At 69.2% G+C, this 26525-nt stretch carries 20 protein-coding genes; 11 read left to right on the forward strand and 9 right to left on the reverse strand.

Annotated elements, in window-relative coordinates; all coding sequences use genetic code 11:
- Position 1 precedes the first annotated feature (1 nt).
- Positions 2–430: a DUF1810 domain-containing protein gene (locus WI697_RS14605; protein ID WP_062761737.1), complete on the forward strand. Its 429-nt coding sequence runs from the start codon at positions 2–4 to the stop codon at positions 428–430.
- Between the two features lie 30 nt (positions 431–460).
- Here the strand turns inward: WI697_RS14605 and WI697_RS14610 are convergent, their stop codons facing one another.
- The 4 genes from WI697_RS14610 to WI697_RS14625 all read right to left on the reverse strand — a co-directional run bounded on the left by WI697_RS14610 (position 461) and on the right by WI697_RS14625 (position 5277).
- Positions 461–2161, reverse strand: coding sequence for a methyl-accepting chemotaxis protein (locus tag WI697_RS14610; protein ID WP_345958965.1), 1701 nt, complete (start codon positions 2159–2161; stop codon positions 461–463).
- Between the two features lie 121 nt (positions 2162–2282).
- A complete protein-coding gene (locus tag WI697_RS14615; RefSeq protein ID WP_345958966.1) occupies positions 2283–3497 on the reverse strand; it encodes a multidrug effflux MFS transporter in 1215 nt (404 codons plus the stop codon).
- Between the two features lie 62 nt (positions 3498–3559).
- Positions 3560–4363, reverse strand: a complete 804-nt coding sequence (locus WI697_RS14620; protein WP_345958967.1) for an SDR family NAD(P)-dependent oxidoreductase — start codon at positions 4361–4363, stop codon at positions 3560–3562.
- 110 nt (positions 4364–4473) lie between these two features.
- Positions 4474–5277, reverse strand: a complete 804-nt coding sequence (locus WI697_RS14625; RefSeq protein ID WP_345958968.1) for a 2OG-Fe(II) oxygenase family protein — start codon at positions 5275–5277, stop codon at positions 4474–4476.
- 69 nt (positions 5278–5346) lie between these two features.
- Here WI697_RS14625 and WI697_RS14630 point away from each other — a divergent pair, with 69 nt between their 5' ends.
- The 3 genes from WI697_RS14630 (at position 5347) to WI697_RS14640 (ending at position 8563) form a co-directional block, all read left to right on the forward strand.
- The gene (locus WI697_RS14630; RefSeq protein ID WP_345958969.1) at positions 5347–5514 is read left to right on the forward strand and encodes a hypothetical protein; all 168 of its coding nucleotides are present in this window, start codon (positions 5347–5349) and stop codon (positions 5512–5514) included.
- Positions 5515–5831: 317 nt separating this feature from the next.
- Positions 5832–6986, forward strand: a complete 1155-nt coding sequence (locus WI697_RS14635) for an acyl-CoA dehydrogenase family protein (protein WP_345958970.1) — start codon at positions 5832–5834, stop codon at positions 6984–6986.
- Entirely contained in the window at positions 6983–8563 is a 1581-nt protein-coding gene (locus WI697_RS14640; RefSeq protein WP_345958971.1) for a class I adenylate-forming enzyme family protein, read from the forward strand. Before WI697_RS14635 ends, WI697_RS14640 begins: the two co-directional genes overlap by 4 nt.
- A gap of 58 nt (positions 8564–8621) precedes the next feature.
- On the opposite strand, the gene WI697_RS14645 is transcribed toward WI697_RS14640, so the two are convergent.
- Entirely contained in the window at positions 8622–9533 is a 912-nt protein-coding gene (locus tag WI697_RS14645; RefSeq protein WP_296717048.1) for a DMT family transporter, read from the reverse strand.
- Positions 9530–10099, reverse strand: coding sequence for a GNAT family N-acetyltransferase (locus WI697_RS14650; RefSeq protein WP_345958972.1), 570 nt, complete (start codon positions 10097–10099; stop codon positions 9530–9532). Before WI697_RS14650 ends, WI697_RS14645 begins: the two co-directional genes overlap by 4 nt.
- Positions 10100–10274: 175 nt before the next feature.
- Between WI697_RS14650 and WI697_RS14655 the strand changes: the two genes are divergently transcribed.
- The 3 genes from WI697_RS14655 to WI697_RS14665 all read left to right on the forward strand — a co-directional run bounded on the left by WI697_RS14655 (position 10275) and on the right by WI697_RS14665 (position 14861).
- On the forward strand, positions 10275–12359 hold the full coding sequence (locus WI697_RS14655; protein ID WP_345958973.1) for a methyl-accepting chemotaxis protein: 2085 nt from the start codon (positions 10275–10277) through the stop codon (positions 12357–12359).
- 329 nt (positions 12360–12688) lie between these two features.
- Complete coding sequence (locus WI697_RS14660) at positions 12689–13852, forward strand: class I tRNA ligase family protein (RefSeq protein ID WP_345958974.1); 1164 nt, start codon at positions 12689–12691, stop codon at positions 13850–13852.
- Positions 13853–13859: 7 nt separating this feature from the next.
- Complete coding sequence (locus tag WI697_RS14665) at positions 13860–14861, forward strand: LysR substrate-binding domain-containing protein (protein WP_345958975.1); 1002 nt, start codon at positions 13860–13862, stop codon at positions 14859–14861.
- Positions 14862–14877: 16 nt separating this feature from the next.
- Here WI697_RS14665 and WI697_RS14670 read toward each other — a convergent pair whose 3' ends face one another.
- On the reverse strand, positions 14878–15507 hold the full coding sequence (locus WI697_RS14670) for a GDSL-type esterase/lipase family protein (protein ID WP_345958976.1): 630 nt from the start codon (positions 15505–15507) through the stop codon (positions 14878–14880).
- Positions 15504–16187: a Crp/Fnr family transcriptional regulator gene (locus WI697_RS14675; RefSeq protein WP_345958977.1), complete on the reverse strand. Its 684-nt coding sequence runs from the start codon at positions 16185–16187 to the stop codon at positions 15504–15506. Before WI697_RS14675 ends, WI697_RS14670 begins: the two co-directional genes overlap by 4 nt.
- A gap of 183 nt (positions 16188–16370) precedes the next feature.
- Between WI697_RS14675 and WI697_RS14680 the strand changes: the two genes are divergently transcribed.
- The 3 genes from WI697_RS14680 to WI697_RS14690 all read left to right on the forward strand — a co-directional run bounded on the left by WI697_RS14680 (position 16371) and on the right by WI697_RS14690 (position 18847).
- On the forward strand, positions 16371–16973 hold the full coding sequence (locus tag WI697_RS14680; protein ID WP_014743753.1) for an HD domain-containing protein: 603 nt from the start codon (positions 16371–16373) through the stop codon (positions 16971–16973).
- 73 nt (positions 16974–17046) lie between these two features.
- Positions 17047–17823, forward strand: coding sequence for a class II aldolase/adducin family protein (locus WI697_RS14685; protein ID WP_041605220.1), 777 nt, complete (start codon positions 17047–17049; stop codon positions 17821–17823).
- Positions 17824–17959: 136 nt separating this feature from the next.
- Positions 17960–18847: a dienelactone hydrolase family protein gene (locus WI697_RS14690; protein ID WP_345958978.1), complete on the forward strand. Its 888-nt coding sequence runs from the start codon at positions 17960–17962 to the stop codon at positions 18845–18847.
- Between the two features lie 15 nt (positions 18848–18862).
- Here the strand turns inward: WI697_RS14690 and mtgA are convergent, their stop codons facing one another.
- Positions 18863–19603: a monofunctional biosynthetic peptidoglycan transglycosylase gene (mtgA, locus tag WI697_RS14695; protein WP_345958979.1), complete on the reverse strand. Its 741-nt coding sequence runs from the start codon at positions 19601–19603 to the stop codon at positions 18863–18865.
- 232 nt (positions 19604–19835) lie between these two features.
- On the opposite strand from mtgA, the gene WI697_RS14700 reads away from it, so the two are divergent.
- Positions 19836–26510: an autotransporter domain-containing protein gene (locus WI697_RS14700; protein ID WP_345958980.1), complete on the forward strand. Its 6675-nt coding sequence runs from the start codon at positions 19836–19838 to the stop codon at positions 26508–26510.
- The last annotated feature ends 15 nt before the right edge of the window (positions 26511–26525 follow it).

Consider the following 26525-nt stretch of genomic DNA (forward strand, 5'->3'; position numbering starts at 1 on the left):
AATGACGCCGGCTGACGACCCTTATGATCTTGCGCGCTTCGTGACCGCCCAGGCGCCGGTCTTCGATCAGGCGCTGGCGGAGCTGCGGGCAGGCGCCAAACGCAGCCACTGGATGTGGTTCATCTTCCCGCAGCTGCGCGCCCTTGGCCGCAGCCCCACGGCGCAGCGCTATGGCATCGGCGATGCCGACGAGGCCCGGGCCTATCTTGCCCATCCGGTGCTGGGCCCGCGACTGGTCGGTGCGGTGGAGACGGCGACCGCCGCCCCGGCCGCATCGCTGCACGCGCTTTTCGGCAGCCCGGACGACCTGAAATTCCGGTCCTGCGTCACCCTGTTCGGGGCCGTCTCAGGGGTACCGGTCTTCCAGGCCGCCCTGGACCGCTGGTGTGGCGGGATGCCCGATCCCGCCACCCGCGATCTGCTCGCCTGATCCGCTCCCCGGATCCTCAGACCCGGATTCTCAGGCCCTGATGCCGGCCAGGAAGCGGTCGAGCTGGGTCTGCAGGGCGCCTGCCTGACGCGACAGCTCTTCCGATGCGCCGAGCAGCTGGGCGGCGGCGCTGCCGGTGCGCGAGGCCGCTTCGCCGACGCCCGCGATCGCCTCGCTGACCTCGCCGGTCCCGCGCGAGGCCTGATCGACATTGCGGCCGATTTCGCCGATGGCCGCATTCTGTTCCTCGACCGCGGCGGCGATGGTGGCGGCGATGCCGTCGACCTCGCGGATCGCCGCGGCGATCCCCTGAATGGCGCCGACGGCGTCGCGGGTGACCGCCTGGATGTCGGTGATCTGGGCGGCGATGTCGCCGGTGGCGGTCGCCGTCTGGGTGGCGAGCGATTTCACCTCGTTCGCGACCACGGCGAAGCCGCGGCCGGCATCGCCGGCGCGGGCCGCCTCGATGGTGGCGTTCAGCGCCAGCAGATTGGTCTGTTCCGCGATGTCGGAGATCAGCTTCACCACATTGCCGATCCGCTCGGCTTTCTCCCGCAGGCCCTGGACCACGGCATTGGTGCCCTCGGCCTGGTCCGCGGCCGTGCGGGCCTTGGCGGCACTTTCCTCGATTCGCCGGCCGATCTCGTTGCTCGATGCCGAAAGCTGGCCGGTGGCGGCGGCGACGGTCTGAACATTGGTCGAGGCGGATTCGGCCGAACGCAGCACCTGATGTGCCCGGCGTTCGGTGTCTTCGGCGGTGCCCGAAAGGGCGCGGGCCGAGCTGCGGAGCTGGTCCGCCGAGCCCGAGAGCCCCGTCACCACGCCCTGCACCTGGCTTTCGAAGCTCTGGGCGAGGCTTGCCATCTCGGCCTTCTTGCGCGCCTGGGCGTCGCGCTCGGCGGATTCCTGCCGGGCCCGGAAGTCGGCCGCCTCGATCGCATTGGCCTTGAAGACCGCGACCGCGCCGGCGATGTCGCCGATCTCGTCGCGGCTGGCGACCTTCGGCACCTCGACCGTCAGGTCGCCGCGGGCGAGGGTGAGCATCACCCCGGTCAGCCGGCGCAACGGCCTGAGCGCCGCCACCGACCAGAGGCCGAAGAGCAGGCCCACCGCCAGCGCCACCGCACAGGCGATGATCATCAGCTCGCGGAAGCCGCTCGCCTTGGCCGCCGCAATGGCGCCAGCTTCCTGGTTCTTGACCTCCTGCAGGTCGATGAAGGCGTTGATCGCCGCCAGCCATTCGGTGAAGGCAGGGCGCGCACCGCTGATCAGCAGCTGCGTCGCCCCGGCGCTGTCGCCGGCGTCGCTCAGCCGGATGATCTGTGCCGCCATGGGCATCGTCCGTGCCTCTATTGCCTTGATCCGGTCGAGCCGGGTGCGGTCTTCCGCCGTCATCTCCGCGCCGGCGGCGATCATGCCGTCCAGGGCGCGGGCCGCATCGGCATAGAAGCCTTCCAGCCGGCGGATGTCGGCCACGACCTTGCGCCGTTCGGCGGCATCCTGGATCAGGACCAGATCGCGCAGGGCGATTGCGCGGTCATGGACGCTGCCCCGAAAATTGATGGCGTGGCGCTGCTTGACCGAATTGACGGTGTTGATTCGGGTGAGGGTATCGTCGATCGTATCGACCTGAGAGATACCCACGGCCGTAAGCGCCGCCAGCATCATGAGCAGGACGGCGAAGCCCAGGATCTGCCTGACGCGCAGGCTGGTAGCGGTAAGGAACTGCATCGGGCGCCTTGCAACGGAGGTGGACGCGGCAGAAGACGAGACGGCAGGATCACCCGTCCGGTCAAGCCTTCATCGCTGCAACGCTGCGTTCCCCTACCGGATCTTGTGACTGAGCGAGCGGTCACTTATTTCCTTGGATTGTGAATGCGAGTGCCGCCAGCCCCGAGGCGCCGGTGAGCACCACGGCCATCGCCAGCGTCTGCGGCAGGGGCAGGGCCGTCACCAGCAATGTGGCGAGCGCCGCCATGGCCATCTGCAGGAAGCCGAGCAGGGCCGAGGCGAGGCCGGCCCGGCTGCCGAAGGGCTGCAGGGTGATGGCGGTGCCGAGCGGGTTGACCAGCCCCATCCCGAACAGGAACACCGAAAGCGCCGCCGTAAAGATGGCGATCCCGGGCGTGCTGCCGCCTGCGGCCAGCGCCAGGCCGCCGGCGAGCGCGAGCAGGGTGCCGGCACGGGCGACACGGCCGGCGCCGAAGGCATGGGCCAGGCGCGGTGCGGCGAAGCCGGCGCCGAACACGACGAAGACGGTGGCGGCGAAGAACAGCCCCAGCTCCAGCGAGGTGAAACCCATGCCGGTCATCAGGATGGCCGGGGTGGCGCCGAAGAAGGCATAAAGCCCGCCGAGCACCAGCGAGACGGCGCTGGCCGGCAGGATGAAGCGGCGATCGCGGGCAAGTTCAACATAGGCCCGGGCGATGCCGCCGATGCCGGCAGGACGGCGGCGGTCGGCCGGGTGGGTCTCCCCCACCACGGTCAGATGGGCGATGGCAAGCAGGATGCCCGCCACACCCACAAGCACGAAGGCCGCCCGCCAGCCGAACGCCGTGTCGAGGGCGCTGCCCAGCAGCGGCGAGAAGCCCGGCGCCGCCGCCATGGCGACCATGGTCAAGGCCAGCGCCCGGGCCAGGGCCTCGCCGTCATAGAGGTCACGGGCGATGGCGCGGGAGAGCACCGAAGCGGCGCAGACACCAGCCGCCTGCACCACGCGGCCGGTGATCAGCGTGCCGAAATCGGGCGCCGCCCAGCAGATCGCCGAGCCGATCACGAACAGCATCAGACCGCCGAGCACCAGCGGCCGGCGGCCGAACCGGTCCGAGGCCGGCCCGACCACCAGCTGTCCGACCGCAAAGGCCAGGAAGAAACTGGTGAGGGTGAGGCCCAGATCCCGCGCCGGCACATCGAGCGCTGCCGCCATCGAGGGGAAGGCCGGCAGGATGATGTTGGTCGAGAGCGTGCCCAACGCGGCCAGCCCGGCGAGCAGGGCCAGCATGCCCCCGCTGAGGCGGCGGGGCGCCGCCGTGGCTGCGGCGGGCGTGGCGGTTTCGGCAGCCGACATGGCCGGGCCTCCTGAAGATCAGACGGCGTTTATATGCTGATTATCATGATTAAGCTCCTGGCTCAGGCCGGGGGCGGGGCCAGATAGCGGGCCGCCGGCCGGTCATGCGACAGGTTGGGGGCAAGCCTCGCCCGGGCGGCGTCATAGGCCGCCCAGTCGGCCGCATCGGGCAGGGACGGAATGGTGACCAGCTCACCCGCATCCAGCCCGGCAAGGGCGGCGTCGACCATGTCGCCGGCCTCCATCACCATATGGGCGGGGAAGTGGTCCAGGCTGCCGCCGGCGCGATCGAAGATCTCGGTGCGGGTGAGCCCGGGCAGAACCGCCTGGAAGCGGACGCCGCTGCCGGCGAGTTCGGCCGCAAGTGCCCGGGTCAGCTCCAGAACGAAAGCCTTGCCGGCGACATAGGGGGCGTTCATCCGCTCGGGGATCAGGGCGACCACCGAGGCGAGGTTGATGATGGTACCCCGTCCACGCCCGGCGAAGACCTGCGCCGCGGTCAGCGTCAGCCGCTGCAGCGCGCCCACGTTCAGGGTGAGCATCGCGTCATAGCCCTGCGGCGGGGTCGCCAGCGCCGGCCCGGCGGGCCCCAGCCCCGCCGCATTGACCAGCAGCGACAGGGCCGGATCCGCCTCGATCCGCGCCGCGACCGCCTCCAACCCGTCCGTGGCTGCCAGATCGGCGACCAGAACCTCCACAGCCACGCTGTATTCGGCCGCGATCTGTTCGGCTGCCGCCTCCAGCCGCAACCGGTCGCGCGCGACCAGGATCAGGTCATGCCCGCGCCGTGCCAGCCTTCGAGCGTAGACCGCCCCGATCCCCGAAGAGGCACCGGTAACCAGTGCCGTGCCCATGCTCGTCGCCATCGTCCTTGTCCCTCCAAGCCGTCCCGGTCGGTGCGGGTTCGGATTATATATGATGATCATCATTAAAAATGGCAAGGACATCCAGGGCGAAATGTTCTGCGCCACCATCGTCACCCAAGCCAGAGGGTGAAGTTGTAGCGATACCAGTCTGCCGGAACATCGTGCAGCGGATCGACGCCATGCGACTGATCGGCATCGACGTCGAAAAGGATCGCTCGATTGGGCAAAGGGTCGATGACCCGTTCACCCCGGGCGGTGAAGACGCGAAAGGTGCCCCCCATGCCGGGGTGCCAGTCATCGTTGAAATAAAGCAGCAGGCAGAGCCTGCGTTCCGCGGCGCGGTCGTCATGCCGGGTCGAAAAATCATCCCGGCCCATGCGCCGGACCAACAGATCGGCGATCGCCCCGGTGTCGATGCCGGTCAGTGTGCCAAGCCAGTGCCTGAAGTCGGCGCGGCCGGCCAGAAGTTTGAAACCCACGATGGCGAGCATGCCGGGTGCCAGCTCCCGCCCCGTCTTCGGTGCCCGATAGTTTCCGTGGCGGAACAGGCGCTGATCCGCCGGGGTGGCATTGAACCGTTCGGCTGATGTCAGTTCGCCGCTGGCGTCGACCCCATAATGGGTCGTCCAGTCGCAATCCGTCCGCAGGCCCTGGGAGATCCGTGCATAGCGCTCTGGCAGCAGGACATCGTCCAGTATCAGCATGCGGACCGGATCCGCTTCGAAATCGGCGCGCAGCTGCGATGTCCGCCTGTCGTCCAGGTAGATGGGATTGATCCACTTTTCCAACATCGCTCGGGATAATTCTCCTTTGAGGTGATTCTCATCGGGGCGTCGAACAATAACGGCACAGATTGCAATCTGATGCCCGCCCTGTCGGGAAATATGCGCCCTCCGGGGTCCCTCGATACTCATCCATAGGCTATGCTTTACAGAACGAAGGCGTAAGAGGCGTCTTTCAGTATCGTTGAGAGGAAACAGGACATGAGCACGAGCATTGACCAGATCGGCATGCAGGGCGAGGCGACTGCCGACGTGACGAGGGATGCCGTGAAGGGGGTGTGGTCCGCACCACAATTGCAGTGCGTGGAGCTCGACGTGGTCACCCGGGCGCAGGCCGGTGCCAACCCCGACGGGGTCACCGTCTCCTGACCCTGCCGGGGCAGATGCGGTGGCTGTCGTCACCGCATCTGACGACCTGACAGGGGCGGGGGAGCGGTCCAAAGCTGATGCAGCTCTCCGGGACCTGATGGGAGGGGTCTGCATCCATCAAATTCCACGATGCGGCCACACATTCCGCTGATTTGACCCATGCCCGCGCGCACCTCTATCGTTTCGGGTGATGAGGACGGTGGCCTGTTGCGATACCCCTCCGCCATCCGGCGACGTGACGGCCGCCGTTCTCGTCTGCAGCCGTGCTGCGATCCCCGCCGCATCCGCTTCGCCCGCGTTGAGGAATTCCCCGAATCATGGCCCTCGATCCCGAAACCCTGGAACAGCTGGTCGGCACCGTCCGGCGCTTTGTGCGTGAGCGGCTGGTGCCGCTGGAGCATCAGGTCGCCGAGACCGACGAGATCCCGCATGAGGTGGTCGCCGAGATGCGTGAGCTCGGCCTGTTCGGTCTGTCGATTCCGGAAGAGTTCGGCGGGCTCGGGCTGTCGATGACCGAAGAGGTGAAGGTCGCCTTCGAACTGGGCTGGACCTCGCCCGCCTTCCGGTCGCTGCTCGGCACCAATAACGGCATCGGCGCCCAGGGCATTGTGATGGACGGTACCGCCGAACAGAAGGCGCAGTGGCTGCCGAAACTCGCCTCGGGCGAGGTGATCGGATCCTTCTGCCTCACCGAACCGGAAAGCGGCTCGGATGCGGCGAGCCTCAGGACCAGTGCCCGGCGCGACGGTGACGGCTATGTGCTGAACGGCACCAAGCGCTACATCACCAATGCGCCCGAGGCCGGCATCTATACGGTGATGGCGCGGACCGACCCCGAGAAGCGCGGGGCCTCGGGCATCTCGGCCTTCATCGTCGAGCGCGGCACGCCGGGTCTGACGGTGGCGAAACCCGACCGCAAGATGGGCCAGCGCGGCGCCCATACCGCCGATGTGATCTTCGAGGATTGCCGCGTGCCGGCCTCGGCGGTGATCGGCGGCGTCGAAGGCGTGGGCTTCAAGACGGCGATGAAGGTGCTGGATCGCGGCCGGCTGCACATCGCCTCGGTCTGTGTCGGCGTGGCCGAGCGCCTGATCCACGACGCGCTCAGCTATGCGATGGACCGCCGCCAGTTCGGCCAGCCGATCGCCGAGTTCCAGCTGATCCAGGCCATGCTCGCCGACAGCCGTACCGAGGCCTATGCCGGGCGCTGCATGGTCGAAGATGCCGCCCGCCGCCGCGATGCCGGCGAGGACGTCAACATGCTGGCCTCGTGCTGCAAGCTCTTCGCCTCGGAAATGGTCGGTCGGGTGGCGGATCGGGCGGTGCAGATCCTGGGCGGGGCCGGCTATATCGCCGATTACGGCGTCGAGCGCTTCTACCGCGATGTCCGCCTGTTCCGCCTGTATGAAGGCACCAGCCAGATCCAGCAGATCGTGATCGCCCGCAACATGATCCGCGAGGCCCGTTCATGACCGCCGCTGGCCCTGCCGAAGTTCCTGCCGCGGCACCGCGTTTCGAGGATCATGTCGGCGATCCGCATCGCTATCGCCGTCTGCACGAGGTGATGGAGGCGGCCGCCCGCGCCCATCCGGACAAGCCTGCGATCATCCATGACGACGGCCGGATCAGCTTCACCGAACTGATGGCTGAGAGCGAGGCCCTGGCCCGCCGGCTCGACGGCTGGGGCGTGCGGCCGGGGGACCGGCTGCTGGTGGTGTCGGAGAATGCGCCCGCCCTGGTCGGCGCAATCCTGGCCGCCAGCCGCCGCGATGTCTGGGTCATCCCGCTCAATGCCCGGCTGACCGGTGCCGAGGTGGACCGGATCGCGGCCCATTCGGGGGCCCGGCGCATCCTTTATACCAGCGGCGTATCGCCTGAGGCTGCCGCCCATGGTGCGAGGGCCGGGGCTGATGAGATCGATCTGGGCGCGCTCGGCCGGGTGATGCTGTCGCCCGAAAACCCTGAGGCGATGCCCGAGCCGGTGGAAGAGGGCCCGGGGCAGGTGGCGGCGCTGGTCTATACCACCGGCACCACCGGCAATCCCAAGGGTGTGATGATCACCCATGCCAACCTGATCCTGGTGGCGGATGAATCCGGCCGTGGCCGCCAGATCACCCATCGCGACGTGGTCTATGCCGTGCTGCCGATGTCGCACATCTTCGGCCTGTCGTCAGTGCTGACCGGATCGATGATGCGCGGGGCGACGCTGCGCCTGGCGCCGCGCTTCGACCCTGATGCCGTCTTCCGCGCCCTGGCGGACGAGGGCGTCACCATGTTCCAGGGTGTGCCTGCGATGTATCAGCGCCTGCTGGCGGTGCTGAAATCGCGCGGCCAGACGACGATCGCCAGGCCGCATCTGCGCTATTGCTCGGCGGGCGGCTCGCCGCTGGATCCGGCGGTGAAGGCAGCGGCCGAGGCGCTGGTGGGGACGTCGCTCCACAACGGCTATGGCCTGACCGAGACGACCTCTGCCGTATCGCAGACCACCCCCGCCGAACCGGCCATCGACGACAGCGTCGGCCGGCCGCTACCGAATATGGCGGTCAAGGTGGTCGATGCCGACGACCGCGACCTGCCCGACGGCCAGGTCGGCCGGCTCTGGATCCACAGCCCCGGGGTGATGAAGGGCTATTACAAGGCGCCGGAGTTGACGGCCGAGGTGATGAAGCCGGGCGGCTGGTTCGATACCGGCGATCTGGCCCGCCTGGACGGTGGCCGGATCTTCATCGCCGGCCGGGCCAAGGAGCTGATCATCCGTTCGGGCTTCAACGTCTACCCGCCCGAGGTGGAGGGGGTGCTGAACGCCCATCCCGACGTGGCGCAGTCGGCCGTGGTCGGCCGGACGGTTCCGGGTAATGAAGAGGTGGTGGCCTTCGTCCAGCCGGTGCCCGGGCGGGTGCTGACCCGCGAGGCGCTTGCCGGCTGGGTGGCCGAACGGCTGGCGCCCTATAAGCGCCCGGCCGAATTCGTGATCATGGATGCCTTCCCCGCGACCGCCACCGGCAAGGTGCTGAAGGCGCAGCTGAAGGATATGGCCGCACAGGGTTGATGGTCGGGTTGATGGCGGGGATCAACCCCCATCATCAACCCCGCCTCTGCGCCCGGCATCACCCCGCCGCCCGCCTTTGTCCGGCGGCGCGGCGGGTTTCCAGCCACAGGCAGGCGCTGACGATGATCGCCGCCCCCAGGATCGATGCCAGGCCCGGCGTCGTCCGCCAGATCGCCCAGTCATAGAGCACGGCCCAGGCGAAGGCGGTGTATTCCAGCGGGGCCACCCGCTGCACTTCGACCCGGGCCAGGGCCCAGGAAATCAGCGCGATTCCGCTGACGCTCAACCCGGCCACGACCAGATAGCCGGCAAGCTGGGTGGTCGAGACCGGCGTCCAGTCGATCAGCGCCACCGGGATCGCAACCGTGCCTGCCACCAGGTTGGCGCTCAGCGCCAGCGCCCCGATCCCCTCCGACGGCGCCAGCTTGCGGGTGGTCACGATGACGCCGGCATAGCCCACCGTCCCGATCAGGGCCGCCACATAGCCCGTCAGCGGGCCATGGCCCTGACCGTCCTGGACCATCAACCCCGGCGACGCCACCACCAGCACGCCCAGAAAGCCGGCCGAGAGGGCGATGCCCGCCCCCTTGCCCGGCCGTTCGCCCATCAGCGCCCAGGCGAGCAGCACGGTGACGATCGGGGCAGTGAACAGGATGGCATAGGCCTCTGCCAGCGGCAGCAGGGTGAAGGCGGTGAAGAAGCCGAAGCCTGCGATCGCGAGCAGCACTCCGCGCAGCAGATGGGCCCCGGGCCGGGCCAGCCGCCAGGTGCTCCGCTCGGGCCTGAGCAGCCACCAGAGCCCGACCCAGGGCAGAGAGGCCGCGGATTTGAGCAGCACGATCTGGCCGATGCCATGGTCGCCGCCCAGCAGCTTCACCACGACATCCATGGTCGAGAGCAGGCAGACCGCCAGCAGCATCGCGCCGACCGGCCGGGCCCCGGCGGTTTCCGTCCGGTCAGACGCGCTCATGCGCTGGATCCGAGCGGCAGATCGTAGCGGTATTCGACCGAACGGCTCAGATCGTGAAGCGCGCGGGTGTGGGGGCCGCGTGTGAAGCCCTGCGCCTCGTAGAAGGCATGGCCTTCGGTGAAGCGGGTGTCGGTCCACAGCATCAGATGGCGACCGCCGGCATCGCGGGCGTGTTCGACCGCCCGCACCAGCATCCGGCGGGCAAGGCCGGACCGCCGGGCCCGTGGCGAGACATAGAGCTTGAACAGCTCGAAATGGCCCGCGGGCTCCCCCTCTGCCGCCATCACCGCACAACTGGCCAGGATCGTGTCCGCCGTCGCCGGGGCTGCGGGATCGCCGCCTGCAACCGCCACCCAGGCGGCGCCGCCACGGGCGCCGACATGGCTGGCATAGTGACGCAGCTCCGGCAGTTCGGCGTCGACATCCAGGATGCAGCCCGGATAGGCGGACCAGCAGAGATCGATCAGCGCGATCAGCCCCTCCCCATCGGCGTCGACGAGTGGCCGGATGACCGGCACCGGCAGCGGGGTGACGAGCGGTGTATGAGCGGGGGCGGCGTCGGGCATGGGGGCGCGTATCCGGCGATGGCGGGGGACGTCTGAAGCCTCGCCCATCTGCGGTCGCGGGTCCATCCAGGATTTCTGGGGGTGAGGGGCAGTGCCGCTGAACCACAGCCGGACCGTCATCCGCGCGTCATGGTTGGTGTGATAGATCGGGCACACGACATCGACGGAGGGCGACATGGCCGGACGCGGCATCTTCAGATCCCTGCGCCTGCGCATCCTGGTGCTGGGCGGCGGTATCCTGATCGTCGGCTTCGGGCTGGCGACCGCCTATGTGCTGCACACCCAGGAAGAGGCGGCCAGGCTTGCGGCCGACCGGATTCTGGCGGAAACCGCAGCCGGCCAGGCGGCGGTGGTGGCCGAAGAGATCGGACGCGCGGTTGCGCTGGCCGAGACCATGGCGGCCGGGCAGACCGGTATGCTCGCGGCCGGCACCACCGATCGTGCGGTCCTGGCGGCGGCACTGCACGGGGTGATCGCGGCCGAAGCGGGGGTGGTCGGCGGCGGCCTGGGCTGGCAGCCCGGCCTGCCCGACGGCCGGGATGCCGATTTCCGCAACACCGGGCTCGGCGATGCCGACGGCCGGTTCGTGCCCTACATGTCGCGCACCGCCGATGGCGGCGTGGTGACCGAGCCGCTGATCATGGATGCGGCGGCCGATGCCTGGTATGGGGCGCCGATGCGCGCCGGCCGCAGCCTGGTGACCGAACCCTATCTCTACCCCGTCGCCGGCCGGGACGTGCTGATGACCACGGCTGCCGCCCCGATCCTGCGGGCGGGCAAGCCGGTGGGTGTCGCCACCGTCGATCTGGGCCTCGACGACCTCCAGCACCGGATCGGATCGGCCCGCCCCTTCGGCAGCGGCCAGGTGGCGGTGTTGTCCGCCGACGGGCTCTGGGTGGTGCATCCCGATGACGCGCGGCGCGGCAGGCCGGCGACGGCCCCGGCGATCGCCGGCATCCTGAAGGCCGCGGCCCGCGGCCCCGTGGAGCAGGCGGCCGACGGTGCGGATGTGGCCGGCCCCGCCGGGCCGGTCCTGGTTCGGGCGCTGCCGGTGGATCTGGGCCATGGCGCCGCGAAATGGACGGTGCTGGTCACGGTGCCCGAAGCGGCCGTGTTCGCCGAAGCCCGCGCCGTCGAGCGGCGGCTGTCGATCGGGCTGGTGGTGATCGCCCTCGGCGCCGGCATGGCCCTGTTCTGGATGGGCCATGCCATCGCCGCACCGATCCGCCGGCTGACCGGCACCATGCATCAGCTGGCCGAGGGCGATCGTGCGGTCGAGGTACCGGCAACCGCCCGGGCCGACGAGATCGGCGCTATGGCCCGCACCGTGGTCGTGTTCCGCGACGGTCTGGCCCGGGCCGACCAACTGGCCCACGAAGCCGAACGCCGGCGCGAGGCCCATGAGGCGGAGCTTGCAGCCGAGCGACGGCGCATCGCCGATGCCTTCGAGCAGGAGGCCGGGCGGATGCTGCAGGAGCTGATCGCGGCGGCGGCACGGATGCGCGACACCTCGGCCGAGATGGGCCAGATGTCGGCGACCTCGATCGATGGCGCGCGGGCGGTGGATACCGAATCCCGGGCCGCCGCCGCCAATGTCCAGACCGTCTCTGCCGCGGCGGAAGAATTGTCGGCCTCGATCGGCGAGATCGGCTCTCAGGTCGGCCGTGCCCGCGGTGCCGCGGATCGGGCGGTCGAAGAGGCGGGCAGCGCCGACAGCCAGGCGAAGCGGCTGGCCGAAACCGGGCGGGTGATCGGCCAGGTGGTGTCGCTGATCGGCGACATCGCCGGCCAGACCAATCTTCTGGCCCTGAACGCCACCATCGAGGCGGCGCGGGCCGGCGAGGCCGGCAAGGGCTTCGCGGTGGTGGCGGCCGAGGTGAAGGCGCTGGCCGACCAGACCGCGCGGGCGACCGCCGACATCTCGGGTCGCCTGGGAGAGATCCAGGGCGCTGCCGCCGATATGGGCACCGCGATCGACCGGGTGACGGTCAGCATCCGCGAGATGCACGAGATCGCGCTGACGATCGCCTCGGCGATCGACGAGCAGGGGGCCGCCACTGCGGAAATCGCCCGCAATGTTCAGGAAGCGGCCACCGCCACCGATCGGGTGTCGGTGCGCGCGGCCGAGGTGGGGCAGGCCTCGGACCGGACCGGAGAGGCCGCCGATGCGGTGCTGGCCGGCACCGAGGAGCTGACGGCCACCATCACCCGGCTCGACCAGGTGGTGCGCGAGATCCTGGCGCGGATCCGCGCCGGCTGATCGGCAACCCCCGGCAGATCGTTCTTGACGGGAAGGTGCGCCATCGCGCAGGCTTCCCCGCATCGGTTCATCACGCGCAGGAGAGGAGGGCAGTCATGATCGTCGGCATCTGCACGCATGCCCGCCGCTCCCCGGCCGCCCGTGGCCGCTGCCTGGTATCGGTATCGATTGCGCGAATTTCCCGCCCGGTCTCTGCGGAGGCCGGGACCGGCGTCGTCATAGGGCGCCGGAGCGACGATACAGGCACCGCCTGACCGTTCGGAGACGAGGTCCCGGTTTCAAACCGGAGGGACCGCCCGGCGGGGCGGTACGACCGACGGGACCCGATCATGACCGAGCTGCTTCTTCAGGCCACCGCCGCGCCCTTCTCTGCCGACCTCACGGCCGGCGATCCGATTTTTTCTCCCGAAGCTGATCCCGCACGCGAAGCCCGGCTCGTCGATGCCTGGGCGGAGATGCGTCTGGACCGCCGGGCCCGCAGCGCCTGCGCCGGGCGCCCGCGTGCGGCCCTTCCCGAGATGTCCGAGCTTCTGCCGGCGGGGGCTGGCGTGGTCGAGGCGGCGCTCTGCCGGGACATGCTGGCGCGGGCCCGGCGCATGGCCGGCTTCGACACCCCGCCGCCGGCCGGGGCGGCGCATGCGGCCGGACGGCGCCTTGGCCTGCTGGCGGATGCCGATGCCGCGGCGGGTGATGCCGGTGCCGACTGGCGGCGCTGGGCCGCGCGTGCGGACCAGGACGGCGCGGATCTGCTCCGTGCACGATTTGCAGCCGGTGACACTGTCGATGCGTCCGGGGCGGTCTGCGGCATCCGCGCGGCCCTGGGGCGCTTGCTCGATCATCTGGCGGTGGCACCGGCCGGGCTGCTGCCGCCGGCCGACCGGCTCGACATGCCCGAGATCCTGCTGCTCGCCCGGCTGGTCGAAATCGATGCCGAGTTGCGCGACGATCTGGAGGCGGCCGATCTGCCGGCGATGCTGGCCCGGCTGGCCCGATTCTGCGCCGACGAGCTGACCGCCGGCTGGGCCGGTCTGCGGGCCGGTCTGCTGGCGGGGGATGCAGATGCCCCCGGGCGGCGGGCGGTTGCGGCGGTCGCGGCGCGCAGCTTCAACCATCTGGTCGCCTGGATCGCGCCGCTTCTGCCCTTCATGGCCGAAGAGGCCTGGCTGGCGCGCTGGGGTGCCGGTGCCGGCAGTGTTCATGAACGTCTGTGGCCGTCGGTGGATCCGCTCTGGGCGACGCCGGGAACCATCCTCGCCAACCGGCGCCTGGACCGGCTGCGGGCCCTGGTGCGCGATGTGGCGGGCGGGCGCGAGATCACGGCGGATGCCACCGTCGAGCTGGATCTGCCCGCCGACCGGCGGCCGCCATTCCGTGAGGCCGAGCTTGGCCCCCTGCTGGGGGTTGGCCGGTTGCGTCTGCGCAGCCTGCCCGCCGGTGCAGCACCCGCAGCCCGGTTCGCCGCTGCTGGACCGGTGCTTGCCGCCACGGCATGATCGGGGCATGGCTGATGCTCCGCTCCGCGATCCCAATCCCGAACCGGGGGGCGCCCATGCCGATCCGGCGCTTCGGCCCGAGATCGCGCGGGCGCGCACCATTGCGCGCCTGCCGCTGAACGCGATCCGGGCCTTTACCGCCGCGGCGCGGCTGGGTGGCATGGCGGCGGCGGCAGGAGAGCTTGGCCTCACCCCCGGGGCGGTCAGCCAGCAGGTGAAGACGCTGGAAGACCGGCTGGGGCTGAAGCTGTTCGAACGCGAAGCCCGCGGGGTCCGCCTGACCGCCGTCGGTGCCGACCTTGCCGATGCCGCCCATCAGGCGCTGGACGGGATGGCCCATGCCTATGAACGGGCGCTGGCCCGCACGGCGCCCGGCATCCTGACCGTCGGCGTGGCACCGAGTTTTGCAAGCCTCTGGCTGGCCCCCCGCATCGGCGGGTTCCTGAAGGCGCAGCCCGATCTGGCCGTGCGCCTCGACAGCCAGCGTCATCATGTCGACCTCGCCCGCGGCGAGGCCGATATCGCCCTGCGCTGGGGGCGTGGGGACTGGCGCGGTCTGGTGGTGCTGCCGCTCGGTCCCGAACCCCTCACCCCGGTGGCGGCGCCTGCTTTGGCCGCTGCGCTGCGCACCCGCACCGATTTTGCGCCCGCCTGCCTGCTGGATCAGGTGCGGCTGCACTTCGCCGAACTCGATGATTGGGGCTGCTGGTTCCGGGTGGCGGGGGTGGCGATGCCGGAGGTGATCGCCGCCGGGCCGGGTGGACCGGTCTTCAGCGAATCGACCGCGGTGATCGAGGCGGCGGAGGCCGGCCAGGGCATCGCCATCGGCCGGCCGTCGCTGACCGCCGATGCGATCGCAGCCGGCAGGCTGGTGCAGCTTTTCCCCGACATCCGTGCCGATGACGGCTGGGGCTATTACCTGGTTGCGACCGAGGTGGGGCTGCGCCGGCCGGCGGTGGCGGCTTTTCGCGACTGGCTGATGGCGGAAATTGCGAAGATGCCGCGTTGAACCGGTCAACGCTCCATCAGGCGCTGCCGGTCCAGCCCTGCCAGGCCGGCCAGCCTTCGATCAGTGCGGCGAAGCGTTCATAGCCCGCAGCATCCGGATGGGCGCCATCCCCCGCCCGGACCTCTGCCATCCACACCGGATCTGCGGCCAGGGCATCGAAAACCGGCAGCCAGGGCACGCCCAGGCGCCGGCAGATCGGGCCGAGGGCGTCGCTCAATGCCTGAATGCGCAGATTGGCCTCGTCTTCCGCGATCGGCGGCGGGCCGATCATCAGCACCGGCCGACGGGCGCCGGCAACCCGCAGAATGCCCTCGGCATTGGCGAGGCTTTCGGCCATCGGCAGCCTGGTGCCGAAGGGTGTGGGCGCCTCCATGCGGTCATTGACCCCAAAGGCGAAGATCAGCCGGCCGTCGACGCCCTCCGGCAGCCGGGCGCGGCTTTCGCTCAGCCAGCGTTCGGCGATGTCGCGGCTGGTGTCGCGGCGGATGCCCAGATTGTAGAGGGTGAGATCGGCACCGCGGGCGATGGCCTTTGCCGCCACCCGGCCTGCCCAGCCCAGGCAGGTGCTGTCGCCCGCGCCCGCGACGAAGCTGTCGCCGATGACGCAGATCCGCAGGGGCAGACGCTCCTCGCCGCCCGCCGTCATCCGCGGGCGATCCGGTCGAGGGCGGCGCGGTCGGTGATCGTCACCCGGCCATAGGCGCGGGCGATCAGCCCGTCGCGGGCCCAGGCGCCGAGCAGGCGATTGACGGTCTGGCGCGACGTGCCGAGCATGTGACCCAGTTCCTCCTGCGGCAGATGCAGGGCGATCCGTGTGGCGGTGCCTTCGACCTCTCCATAGGCATCGGCCAGCGCCAGCAGGCGCTTGGCGAGCCGGCGATCGAGCGGCAGGAAGGCTTCGTCTTCAAGGGCCGAGAAGGTCATGCGCAGCCGGCGGCAGAGCAGGACCAGAAGATGAGCCGACAGCGGCGGATGCTCTGTCAGCAGGCGCACGAAGGCGGCCTTGGGCACCACGATCAGCTCGCTCTCGCCCAGCGCCACGGCGTCATGGGTGCGCCGGCCGCCGTCGATGAGGGCGATTTCGCCGAACCAGGCGCCGGGCTCCAGCACGGCCAGCACCAGTTCACGACCGTCATCGCCGGCCGAGGCGATACGGACCGCGCCCGAAATCACGCCGAACAGGGCATCGGCCTCGTCGCCCTTGGCATGGATCAGCCCGCCATCCGGCACCCGGCGCCGGCTGCCTGCCTCGGTCAGGCGCCGCACCGTGTCCTCGGGCAGGGACGAGGAAAGAAAGCCGCTCTGGTCGGCGAAGGGGATGGTCATCGGGCGGCGCGGGGTCTCGGGGATGAGGGGGCGCAAAGACGCGGCGGGATGGTTGCGTGGACTGTCGCAGGGCCGACAGACGACAGGCAATACATGATCCTAGCATGTTTGTCCCGGAACCACCGTCCGGGCAAGGGGCGACAACCGCTCCGTCGAAGGATCCAAGGGAGGACGAGCCGTCACATGAACGCCATCACGCCGCCCGATGCCGAAGCCCGCGCCGGCTTTCGCCGCATGCAGGAGGGCACCGCCGAGGATTGGGCGAAGATCGCCGGCAGTTTCCGCGGCTATGCCCGGGCGCTGCCCGACCGGATTCTGGATCACCTGAAACTGCTCGACGGTGATTTCGGCGGATTCCCGATCGACCGGCTGCATCATTCGCTGCTGACCGCGACGCTGGCCCACCAGGCCGGCGAGAGCGAGGAATACGTGGTCTGCGCCCTGCTCCACGACATCGGCGACACGCTCGGCAGCTATAATCATCCGGATATCGCGGCCGCGATCGTGAAGCCCTTCGTCGAGCCGGAGCATCACTGGATGGTGGAGAAGCACGGCCTGTTCCAGGGCTATTATTTCTTCCACCATATCGGGCTGGACCGCGACATCCGGGAACAGTTCCGGGGGCATCCGAATTTCGACCGCACGGCGGCCTTCTGCGAGAAATACGATGCGCCGGCCTTCGATGCCGATGCCGCATGCATGCCGCTCGAGGCCTTCGAGCCGATGCTGCGACGGGTGTTCGCCGCCCCGAAGCAGTCGGTCTACAAGAAGGCGATGGAGGACTGACGCCATGACCGCCCAGCATCCCACCCCGGCCGCCGATCCCGCCGCCAGGCGCCCCGCGACCGATCCGGGGCCGATGAGCGCCGCCGCGGCCCGCTACGGCAACCTGCCCCGCCCGCCCCGCTTCGAGCGGGTGGAAGAGGCCCGGCTCCACGCCAAGCAGCGCCTTGCCGCGGGTTTCCGCATCTTCTCGCGCTTCGGCCTGGATGAAGGCGTCGCCGGACATATCACCGTGCGCGATCCCGAACATCCGACCACTTTCTGGACCAACCCCTTCGGCGTGCATTTCAGCCAGATCAAGGTCTCCAACCTGATCCGGGTCGATGAAGAGGGGCAGGTGGTCGACGGCGATGCGATCTGCAATGCCGCCGCCTTCGCCATCCATTCCCGCATCCACAAGGCCCGCCCGGATGTGATGGCCGCGGCCCACAGCCACGGGGTCTATGGCCGCGCCTGGTCGACGCTGGGGCGGCCGCTTCAGCCGATCACCCAGGATTCCTGTGCCTTCTGGAACGACCATGCCGTCTATGACGATTTCGGCGGCGTGGTGGTCGAACTGGACGAGGGCGACCGGATCGCGCGGGCCTTGGGCAACAACAAGGCCGCGATCCTGCAGAACCACGGCCTGCTGACGGTCGGCGCCTCGGTGGACGAGGCGGTCTGGTGGTATGTGGCGATGGAGCGCTGCTGCCAGGTCCAGCTGATGGCAGAGGCGGCAGGCACGCCCAAGGTCATCTCCGATGCGTCGGCCGCCCAGGCCTATTCGGTCACCGGCACCGCCCAGGCCGGCTGGTTTCAGTTCCAGCCGCTCTATGCCCGGATCGTCAAGGAACAGCCGGACCTGCTCGACTAGGTCGTCAATGCGGATTGGTGCATTCCCGTGGATGCAGCGTTTCGCGTAAGACGCTGGTCGACGAGGGGATATCAGGCCATCTGGCAAAGGAAGCGGTGGTGACGTCCACCGCGCCCCTTGCCGGAGATCCAGAAAAATGACCAATCATTCATCTGACCTGGCGAGCCTCGTGCCGCCTGTGGACGTCACCCGCCGCGGCTTTACCCTCGGCTCGCTGGCGGTGGGTTTTGCGCTGGCCGCCAGGCCCGTGCGGGCGGAGACGCGGATCACGACCGATGCCGCGGGGCTGGAGGCGGGCGCCTTCACCCTGCCGGTCTCGGGCTTCGACGTGCCCTGCTATTTCGCCCGGCCGGCAGGGGGCGAAAGGCTCGCCACCATCCTGGTCGCGCCCGAAATCTTCGGCCTGCACGAGCACATCGCCGATGTCTGCCGGCGTTTCGCGCATGAGGGCTTTCTGGCAATCGCCTTCGATCCCTTCGCGCGTCAGGGAAACGTCACCACGCTGCCCGACGTGCAGACCATCATCTCGACCGTGGTCTCGAAAACGCCGGATGCCCAGGTGATGGCCGATCTGGATGCCATCGCCGCTCATGCCGCAGCCGAACGCGGCGGCGATCCGGAGCGGCTGGGCATCACCGGCTTCTGCTGGGGCGGGCGCACGACCTGGCTTTATACCGCCCATAATCCGAAGGTGAAGGCAGGCGTCGCCTGGTATGGGCGGCTGGTCGGGCCGTCGAACGAGATCACGCCGCGCCAGCCCATCGAAGTGGCCGCCGATCTGGCGGGGCCGGTGCTGGGCCTCTATGGCGGGGCCGACAGCGGCATTCCGGTTGCGACGGTGGAGCAGATGCGTGCTGCACTCGCCGCGGCCGGCACGCCGGCGGCGCAGGCGTCGGAGATCATCGTCTATCCCGACACGCCCCATGCCTTCCATGCCGATTATCGGCCGAGCTATCGGCCCGAAGCCGCCAGGGACGGCTGGGCGCGCTGCCTCGCCTGGTTCCGCGATCACGGCCTCGGCTGAGCCCCCCGGAGCCGCTCAGGCCGGCGGTGCCGCACAGGCTGTCGCCGGCCCCAGCTGCCCCACACGGCGGGTGATGACCCCCGCCCGGCGCTGGATGTAGCGCGTGGGCTCCGAGGCGCTCCAGCGGCGCGGATTGGGCAGAACCGCGGCGAGCAGTGCCGCTTCCCGTGCGGTCAGCGCCGCGGCGGGCTTGCCGAAATGGGCCCGGGCGGCGGCTTCGGCACCATAGATGCCCGGCCCCATTTCGGCGACGTTCACGTAAAGCTCGATGATCCGCCATTTCGGCCACAGGATCTCGATCGCGAAGGCGAGCGGCACCTCCAGCGCCTTGCGCAGGAAGCCGCCGCCCGGCCAGAGGAACAGGTTGCGGGCGGTCTGCATGGTGATGGTGCTGGCGCCGCGCAGCGGCCGGCCGTCGCGCCATTCCTCGATCGCCTCGCCGACCGCGTTCCAGTCGACGGCGAAATGGCTGCAGAAATTATTGTCTTCGGCGGCGATCGCCGAATTCGGCAGGGCGCGGGCGATCTGATCCAGGTCGCGCGGCCGATAATCCAGCCGCCCCTCTTCGACCAGGCGGATCAGCATCAGCGGCGTCGCCGGCGGATCGATCCAGCGATAGGCGACCAGCATGGCCGCCCAGACCGCCAGTATTGTCAGCACCACGGCCCGCACCGCCCGCAAAACCCGACGCAGCAGGCTGGGCGCTGGCCGGGCGGATCGGCCCGGGCGCGGCTTCGGGGGTTGGTCGGTGGTCATGCGCAGGCCAATCCTCGGTGCATGGCCGCCAGCATGCCTGAGCGGGGCTGATGTCGCCACGGGAAAACCTGTGTCAGCTTCGGGGCGCGGCTCAGGGTTAAGGCGATGTAAACCCGGGTTGACCTGTCGATCTGTGGACCTTCCGGCACCGGTGCGGCTCCGACATGTTGGAGGCTCGGTCGGAGCGCCCGGCTCCGGCATCGGATCGCTTTGCCCGAAGGATGCGCGCATCATGGCTGGCCACCCCCGCTCTCTCTGCCACGAGGTCGACCTGTCCCGCCGTCTCAGCCATCTGAGGCGGCGTCTGATGGCCGGTGCCGCCATGACCGTAATGGTCTGGGGGGCGGGCAGCCGCGACGAGGTTCTGGCCGAGACCATTCCGGTCGGCTCGGGTGATACCCCCCTCAGGCTTGAAGAGCTGTCGGATCTGCCGACGACGGTGGAGATCACCGCGGGGGCCAGCCGGACGGTGACCGGCGATGCACCGGCAGTCGCGTCCGAGACGGCGGGCTGGACGCTTGAGAATGGCGGCGAGATCACCGCGGAGGGGCTGGCCGTGGGGCTGGTCGGCAGCACCCTGGTCAACGGCAGCGATGGCCGGATCACCGGTGCTGCCGGCGTGCAGATGGCCGATCCGGACGGTACCGCGGGCCTTGGGGTCGAGAATGCCGGCGTGATTACCGGCCAGGCAGGTGCCGGCCTGGTGGCCGAGGGGAGCGGCCTCTTTGCCCTCGACAACCGGGCGTCGGGCGCGATCTTCGCGGCGGGGCCGGCGCTCGCCGTTCAGGCCGTGGGCGCGGTGATCGGCAATGACGGCACGATCCAGAGCAGCGGGACCGATGGTGCCCTGATCGGTGCCGGCAATGTGGTTCTCGCCAATGGCGCAAACGGGGTGATCATCGGCGACGCCATCGGCCTCGGCATCACCGGCGGGGCGGTCGAGGTGACGAATGCGGGCACGATTGCCGGCGGTGCCAACAGCGCGCAGCCCGTGGCGGGCGGCATTGCCATTCAGGCCGACACCGCAACCGTGCGGAACGAGGCCGGCGGCACGGTGCTGGGCCGCGAGGCAGGGGTGACGGTCGAGGCCGCCGACACGGCAGAGGTCGTCAATGGCGGGGTGCTGAACGGCGTGATGATCGATGGCGAGACGCAGGCCCTGCTGCGCAATCTCGCCGGCGGCTCGATCACGGCCGAAACCGACAATCTCGTCACCGGTCGCGGCATCGTGCGGGTCGAAAACGCCGGCACGATCGAGGCCAGCGCCCCCGGACGGGGCAGCGAGATCGGCCTGATCGCGGGGATGCGCGAGGGCGCGGAGCGGCCGGCGGAGACCACCCTGATCAATGAGGCAGGCGGCCGGATCACCGGCTTCAACGGCGCGGCCGTGCTTTCCGGTGACGTGATCCGCATTGAGAATCGGGGCACGATCGATGGCATTCTGGCCCCTGCCGTCAGCGCTACCGCCGATGTCACCCATGTCGTCAACGAGGGCCTGGTCGCCGGCGGGACCGGTTTCCTGATCGATGGCGATGCCACTCTGACCAACGCCGCCGCGGGCGAGATTCTGACCTGGGGGACGGCGGTTTTCGCCACCGGCGCCGCCGATGTGGTCAATGCCGGGCAGATCGTTACCGTCCACGGTGTCGTGCCCGCCGATGTCCCGGACGGTGCAGTGGCCGTGGGCAGTGGCAGCCATATCGACAATCTTGCGGGCGGCGTGATCCTGAACCGCCGGTGGTCCGGCATCGCCGTGTCGGATGGTCTGGGGGATGAGGATCCGGCCGACCGTGAAACAGTCATCGAGAATGCCGGCCTGATTCGCTCCGAAGGCCGCGGTCGAGGGGTGACTGTCGATGTGGCAGGGCGCGTGACGATCTCCAACCGTCAGGGCGGGACCATCCTCTCGGCTGGTGCCGAAGGTATTCTGCTTCAGGCCGGCACGATCGCCATCGATAATGCCGGGGCCATCATCGGCGGCAGTGCCGATGAGGATGTGGAGATGATCGCGGGCGTTGCCGCCCTCGGAGACAGGACCGTGGTGACCAACCGGGCGGGCGCCATCATCGCCGGCGACGGGATGGGAGTCTCCCTCACCGCCGCGGATGAAGCGGTGATCGAGAATGCCGGCTTCGTCAACGGCGTGGTCGTCGACGGTGGCATGTCCACCCGGCTGGATAACGCCGCGACAGGTGTTGTGGCTGCCTATGAACAGAACGGGCTGCTCGGCAAGGCGATCACGGTCGACAATGCCGGTGCCATTCAGGGTGGGGTCTCTGCCCTGGTTCTTGGGGGCGACACGGGGCGGGTCGTCAATACGGGAACCATCGAAGGGGGTAGCGGCGCCGGCATCGCGAGCGTCACGACGGCCGGCACCAGTGTCGCCAACAGCGGGGCGATCACCGGCGGCGTGGTCGGCATCGGCACCGAGGGTGGGCTCACGCTCGAAAATACCGGCCGGATTTCAGGCGGCTTCGTTGCCGTCAAGGCGGTGGGCAGCGCAACCGTCGACAACCGGGCCGGTGGCGAGATCGTCTCCGAAGGCTCTGCGATCGAGGTCGTGGGCGAAGCGCTGATCACCAATGCCGGCCTCATCCGGTCCGAGCAGGGCATTGCGATCGCGGTTGAAGGCGATGCGGTGGTCGGCAATGCTGCGGGCGGCGTCATCGAGGCGGCCGGACCGGCCCTTCTGCTGGCGGGCACGGCATCGCTCACCAATGCCGGGCGCATCTCGTCCACCGATCCGACCTTCGGCGGCGACGATGCGGAAGGCGTCGCCATCCTGGCCGGCAGCGGCGGGTTGATCGCCAATACCGGCGTGATCGAAAGCGGTGCCGGCGCGATTATGATCGGTGACGTCGCCGACGATGCCGGGGAACTGACGACCGCCATTGCCAATGACGGCCTGATCCAGGCGCGCGGGGACGGCGTGGCGCTGGCGGCCGATATCGTCGGCGGGCTGGAGATCGCCAATACCAACACCATCGTTGCGGCCGACGGACCCGCCATGCAGGTCACTGCCGGCGAGGTGCTGCTGGGCAATGGCGGGGTGATCGTCAGCGACGGCGGCACCGGGATCCGGCTGGAGGCGAATACGGTGTCGGTTTCCAACGGCGCCGGTGCGCTGATCCGCGGCGGCGGCGGTGGTGACGAGGACGGCGGCATGTCCGTCCTCGGCGGGACGATCGATATCGGCAATGCCGGTGTCATCACCGGCGTGTTGACCGGTCTCGGGGCCGCCGGCGAAGAGGTGACCGTCACCAACGACGTCGATGGGGTGATCGCCGGCAGCTTCCAGGGGATCGGCCTCGCCGCTGCACATAATGCGACGATCGACAATGCCGGCTATATCTCCGGCCTTATGGCGGCCGCCGACGACGGCGTGCTCAGCCTGCAGAACGGCGAAACCGGCGTCATCGCCGGCAACGCGCCGAACAGGCTCACCGGGGTGGAGGTCGTCGTCGACAATGCGGGGCTGATCAGCGGCAACACGGGGCTGTTGATCGAGGCCGGATCGGTCGTGATCTCCAATAGCGGCCGGATTACGGGTGTGGATGAGCCGACCGACGGTCTCGACGATATCGGCGATCTGGACAGCAGCATCGGCATCGTGGCTCTGGTCGATGGGACCGCCGAGATCGGGAACAGTGGCACGATCAGTGGCAGTGTCGTCGGTATCCTGGCCGAGGGAGATCTGCTTCTCGACAACACCGGCACGATTTCAGGTGGCGAAGCCGGTGTCTCGCTTCTCGGTGGTGTAATCCACAATGCCGAGGGTGGCGTCATCTCGGGTGGCGGCGGCATCGAGCTTCTTGATCCGGAAGCTTCGGCCCAACTGATCAATGACGGCGCGATTCGGGCGACGGAAGACGTGGCCGTCAACTTCGGCAGCGGAGCGATCTACAATGCGGGCAGCATCGTTTCGCTCGGCCGCTACGATGAGGATGACCCTCTGGCCGACCCGGACGAGATCTATGCCGCCGTTCTGCTGGAGGGCGGCAGTCTGGTGAACGCGGCCGGCGGCCTGGTTCTGGGCGCGGAAGCCGGGGTGGTGGATCAGGGCGATGCCGATGGTGATGGCGCCGCCGTCCGCAATGAGGGGCAGATTCTGGCCGGCGTGGCCGTGACCAGCATGGGCGACGACTTCGTCCTCGAGAATATCGGCGGCCGGATTGCCGGCGGCATCCGCGCCGTCGACCTCTCGGGCGAAGACGCCATGATCGTCAATCAGGCCGGGCTGATCGATGGCGGTCTCTGGCTCAACGGCAATGGTGCCGTGGTCGACAATCGTGCCGGCGGCGTGATGATCCGGACCGGTGCGCGCGGTGAAGACGGAAAGCCCGCCTCCGCCGTGATCGATCTGCTCGATGTCGATGGGGCGGTCGTGACCAATGCCGGATTGATCGCGGGCAATGATGCCGACGGCATTGATGCCGGCCTCTCGGACGAGTCCGCTTGGGCGTCGCTCGAGGTGGCCAACCTGTCGGGCGCGCGCATCGCCGGCGTCACGGCCATTGATGCCGAGGTCGATACGCTCGACATCGACAATGCCGGCTTCCTGACCGGCGAGGATTATGGCGTCTACGCCACGGCCGATGATGTGTCGATCGTCAACCGGGCGGGCGGCGAGATCACCGGTGGGATCAGTGCCATCGATGTCGAAGGCGGTTTCGACATCGAGAATGCGGGCGCCATCTCGGGCGGGGATGACGAGCGGCATGCGCCCGCCATGTTCCTTATCGGCGACGGCACGCTGACCAATGCGGCCGGCGGCCGGATCACCGGTGGTGTCGCCATTTCTTCCGATGCCGACGGTCTGGTCGATGTGGTCAATGCCGGCGTGATCGAGGCAGAGCGCCTGGCGATCCAGGTCGGTGGTGAGGCTTCCGTCGAGAATCAGGCAGGCGGTCTGATCTCCGCGGCCCTCGGCATCGTCTTCACCAGTTCGATCGACCCGGACGCCCTGCCGATCGATACCCCGACACTGGTCAACCGTGGTGAGATCCGGGGCGGTGTGATCTATGACGCGGGTATGGTCAATATCGCCGATATCGGCGGACGGCTTGGCGCCAATGAAGAAGGTTGGGCCCTGACCTTCTCGGAAGATGCCGACGAGCGCTGGCTGACCGTGCGCGACGGCGCCGTTATCGATGGCGACGTTCTGGCGGGAGAGACCAACGACCTTAACGCCGCCCGCGACCGGGAAGACAGCGTCGCCACCTTCGAAGGCGGCGGCAGCTTCGCGCATGACCTCAGCGGTTTCGGCCTGATCGAGAAGGAGGGGGCCGGCACCTGGCGCTTCTCGGGCAATCTGCTCGCTGCCGCCTTCGATGTGAACGAGGGGGGTGTCCGCCTCGACGGCCGCTTCACCGGCGATGAGATGACGGTCGGGACCGGGGGGACGCTTTCCGGCAATGGCACGATCGAGGGCGATCTGGTCAGTGAGGGCCGGGTGGCGCCGGGCAATTCGATCGGCACCATCACCGTCACCGGCGATTTCACCCAGACCGCAACCGGCACGCTCGCCATGGAATATGCCGCCGACGGTGCCGGTGGCACCGTCACCGACCGGCTGGTGGTGGGTGGGGCTGCCACGATCGAGGGCGGTACGCTGTCGCTGACCTCGTTCGACGGCAGCACGCCCCGATATGCCAGCGCCGAACTGATCACGGCGACGGACGGCATCACCGGTACCTTCGATACGGTCGAAACCGATCGGGCCGGTCTGGTCGGCCGTCTGTTGGCCGATGGCGACGTGATCTCGCTCAGGCTGGTCGATACCGAGAACGGTTTCCGGGCGCTCGCCACCACCCGCAATGCCCGCAATGTCGCAACCGTGCTGGAGACCCAGGGGCTGACGGCGACCGGGGATCGCGACCAGCTGTTGAGCGAGCTGGCGGCCCTGGGCGATGCCGATGCGGCTGCGGCCCTCGGCGATCTGGCCGGATCCGAATATGCCGGCCACTGGCGCTATCTGCGTGGGGCAGGCCGCGCTTTCGTCGATGGCGCGGCAAATGCCGGCCATGCCGGTCATCGCGGCGCCTGGATCACCGGTTTCGGCAATACCGGCCGGACCAGCGGCGAGGATGACGCGGGCGATCTGCGCTGGCGGAGCGCCGGCACGGCGGTGGGCATCGACTTTGCGGTGGGGGAGACGGCGCGCCTCGGCATCGCAGCCGGTGTGACCGACGGCCGGACCACCGCCCGCAGCCGGGACGCCGGCATCGATACCACCGGCTGGCATGTCGGCGCCTATGGTGCGGTGCCGGCCGGGCCGGTGACGCTGGATGCGGTGGTCGCCTATACCCGGTCGTCTTCGGATGCCGACCGTTCGATCACCGGTACCGGCCGCACGGCCCGGGGCAGCTTCGATACCGATCAGGTGACTGCCGCCATCGGCGTTTCGACCGATCTTGTGGTGCCGGGGGCGAAGCCCGGCACGCCCGAGGCGGCGGCGGGGGCCCCAAGCTGGACCGTCACCCCGATGCTGCGCCTGATCTATGACCGGCAGAAGAGCGACGACGTCACCGAAACCGGTGCCGGCGCCGCGGCGCTGGTCGTCCAGGGCGGCACGGTCGAAGGGCTGGAGGCCTTTGCCGGGGTGCGTTTCTCCACGGCCTATGGCGATGCGGCGAAGGGTGAGACCGTGATCCGGCCGAGCTTCACCCTGGGTATCGGCCAGGAACTGCTCGATCGGGATCAGACGCTGACCGCGCATTTTGCCGGGGATCCGGCGAACCCCTTCCAGGTGGCCGGCGTCTCGCAGGGCCGGACCACGGGCCGGATCGGTGCCGCGGTCGAGGCCGATGTCGCACCTGGCGTGACGCTGGGCGTCGGCTATGCCGGTGCGATCGACGAAACCGGCGGCGACCATCGGCTGACCGCCGGGCTGCGCTTCTCCTGGTGATCCGCGGTGCAGATC

The sequence above is a fragment of the Tistrella mobilis genome, assembly GCF_039634785.1.
GTDB classification, from domain to species: Bacteria; Pseudomonadota; Alphaproteobacteria; order Tistrellales; family Tistrellaceae; genus Tistrella; species Tistrella mobilis.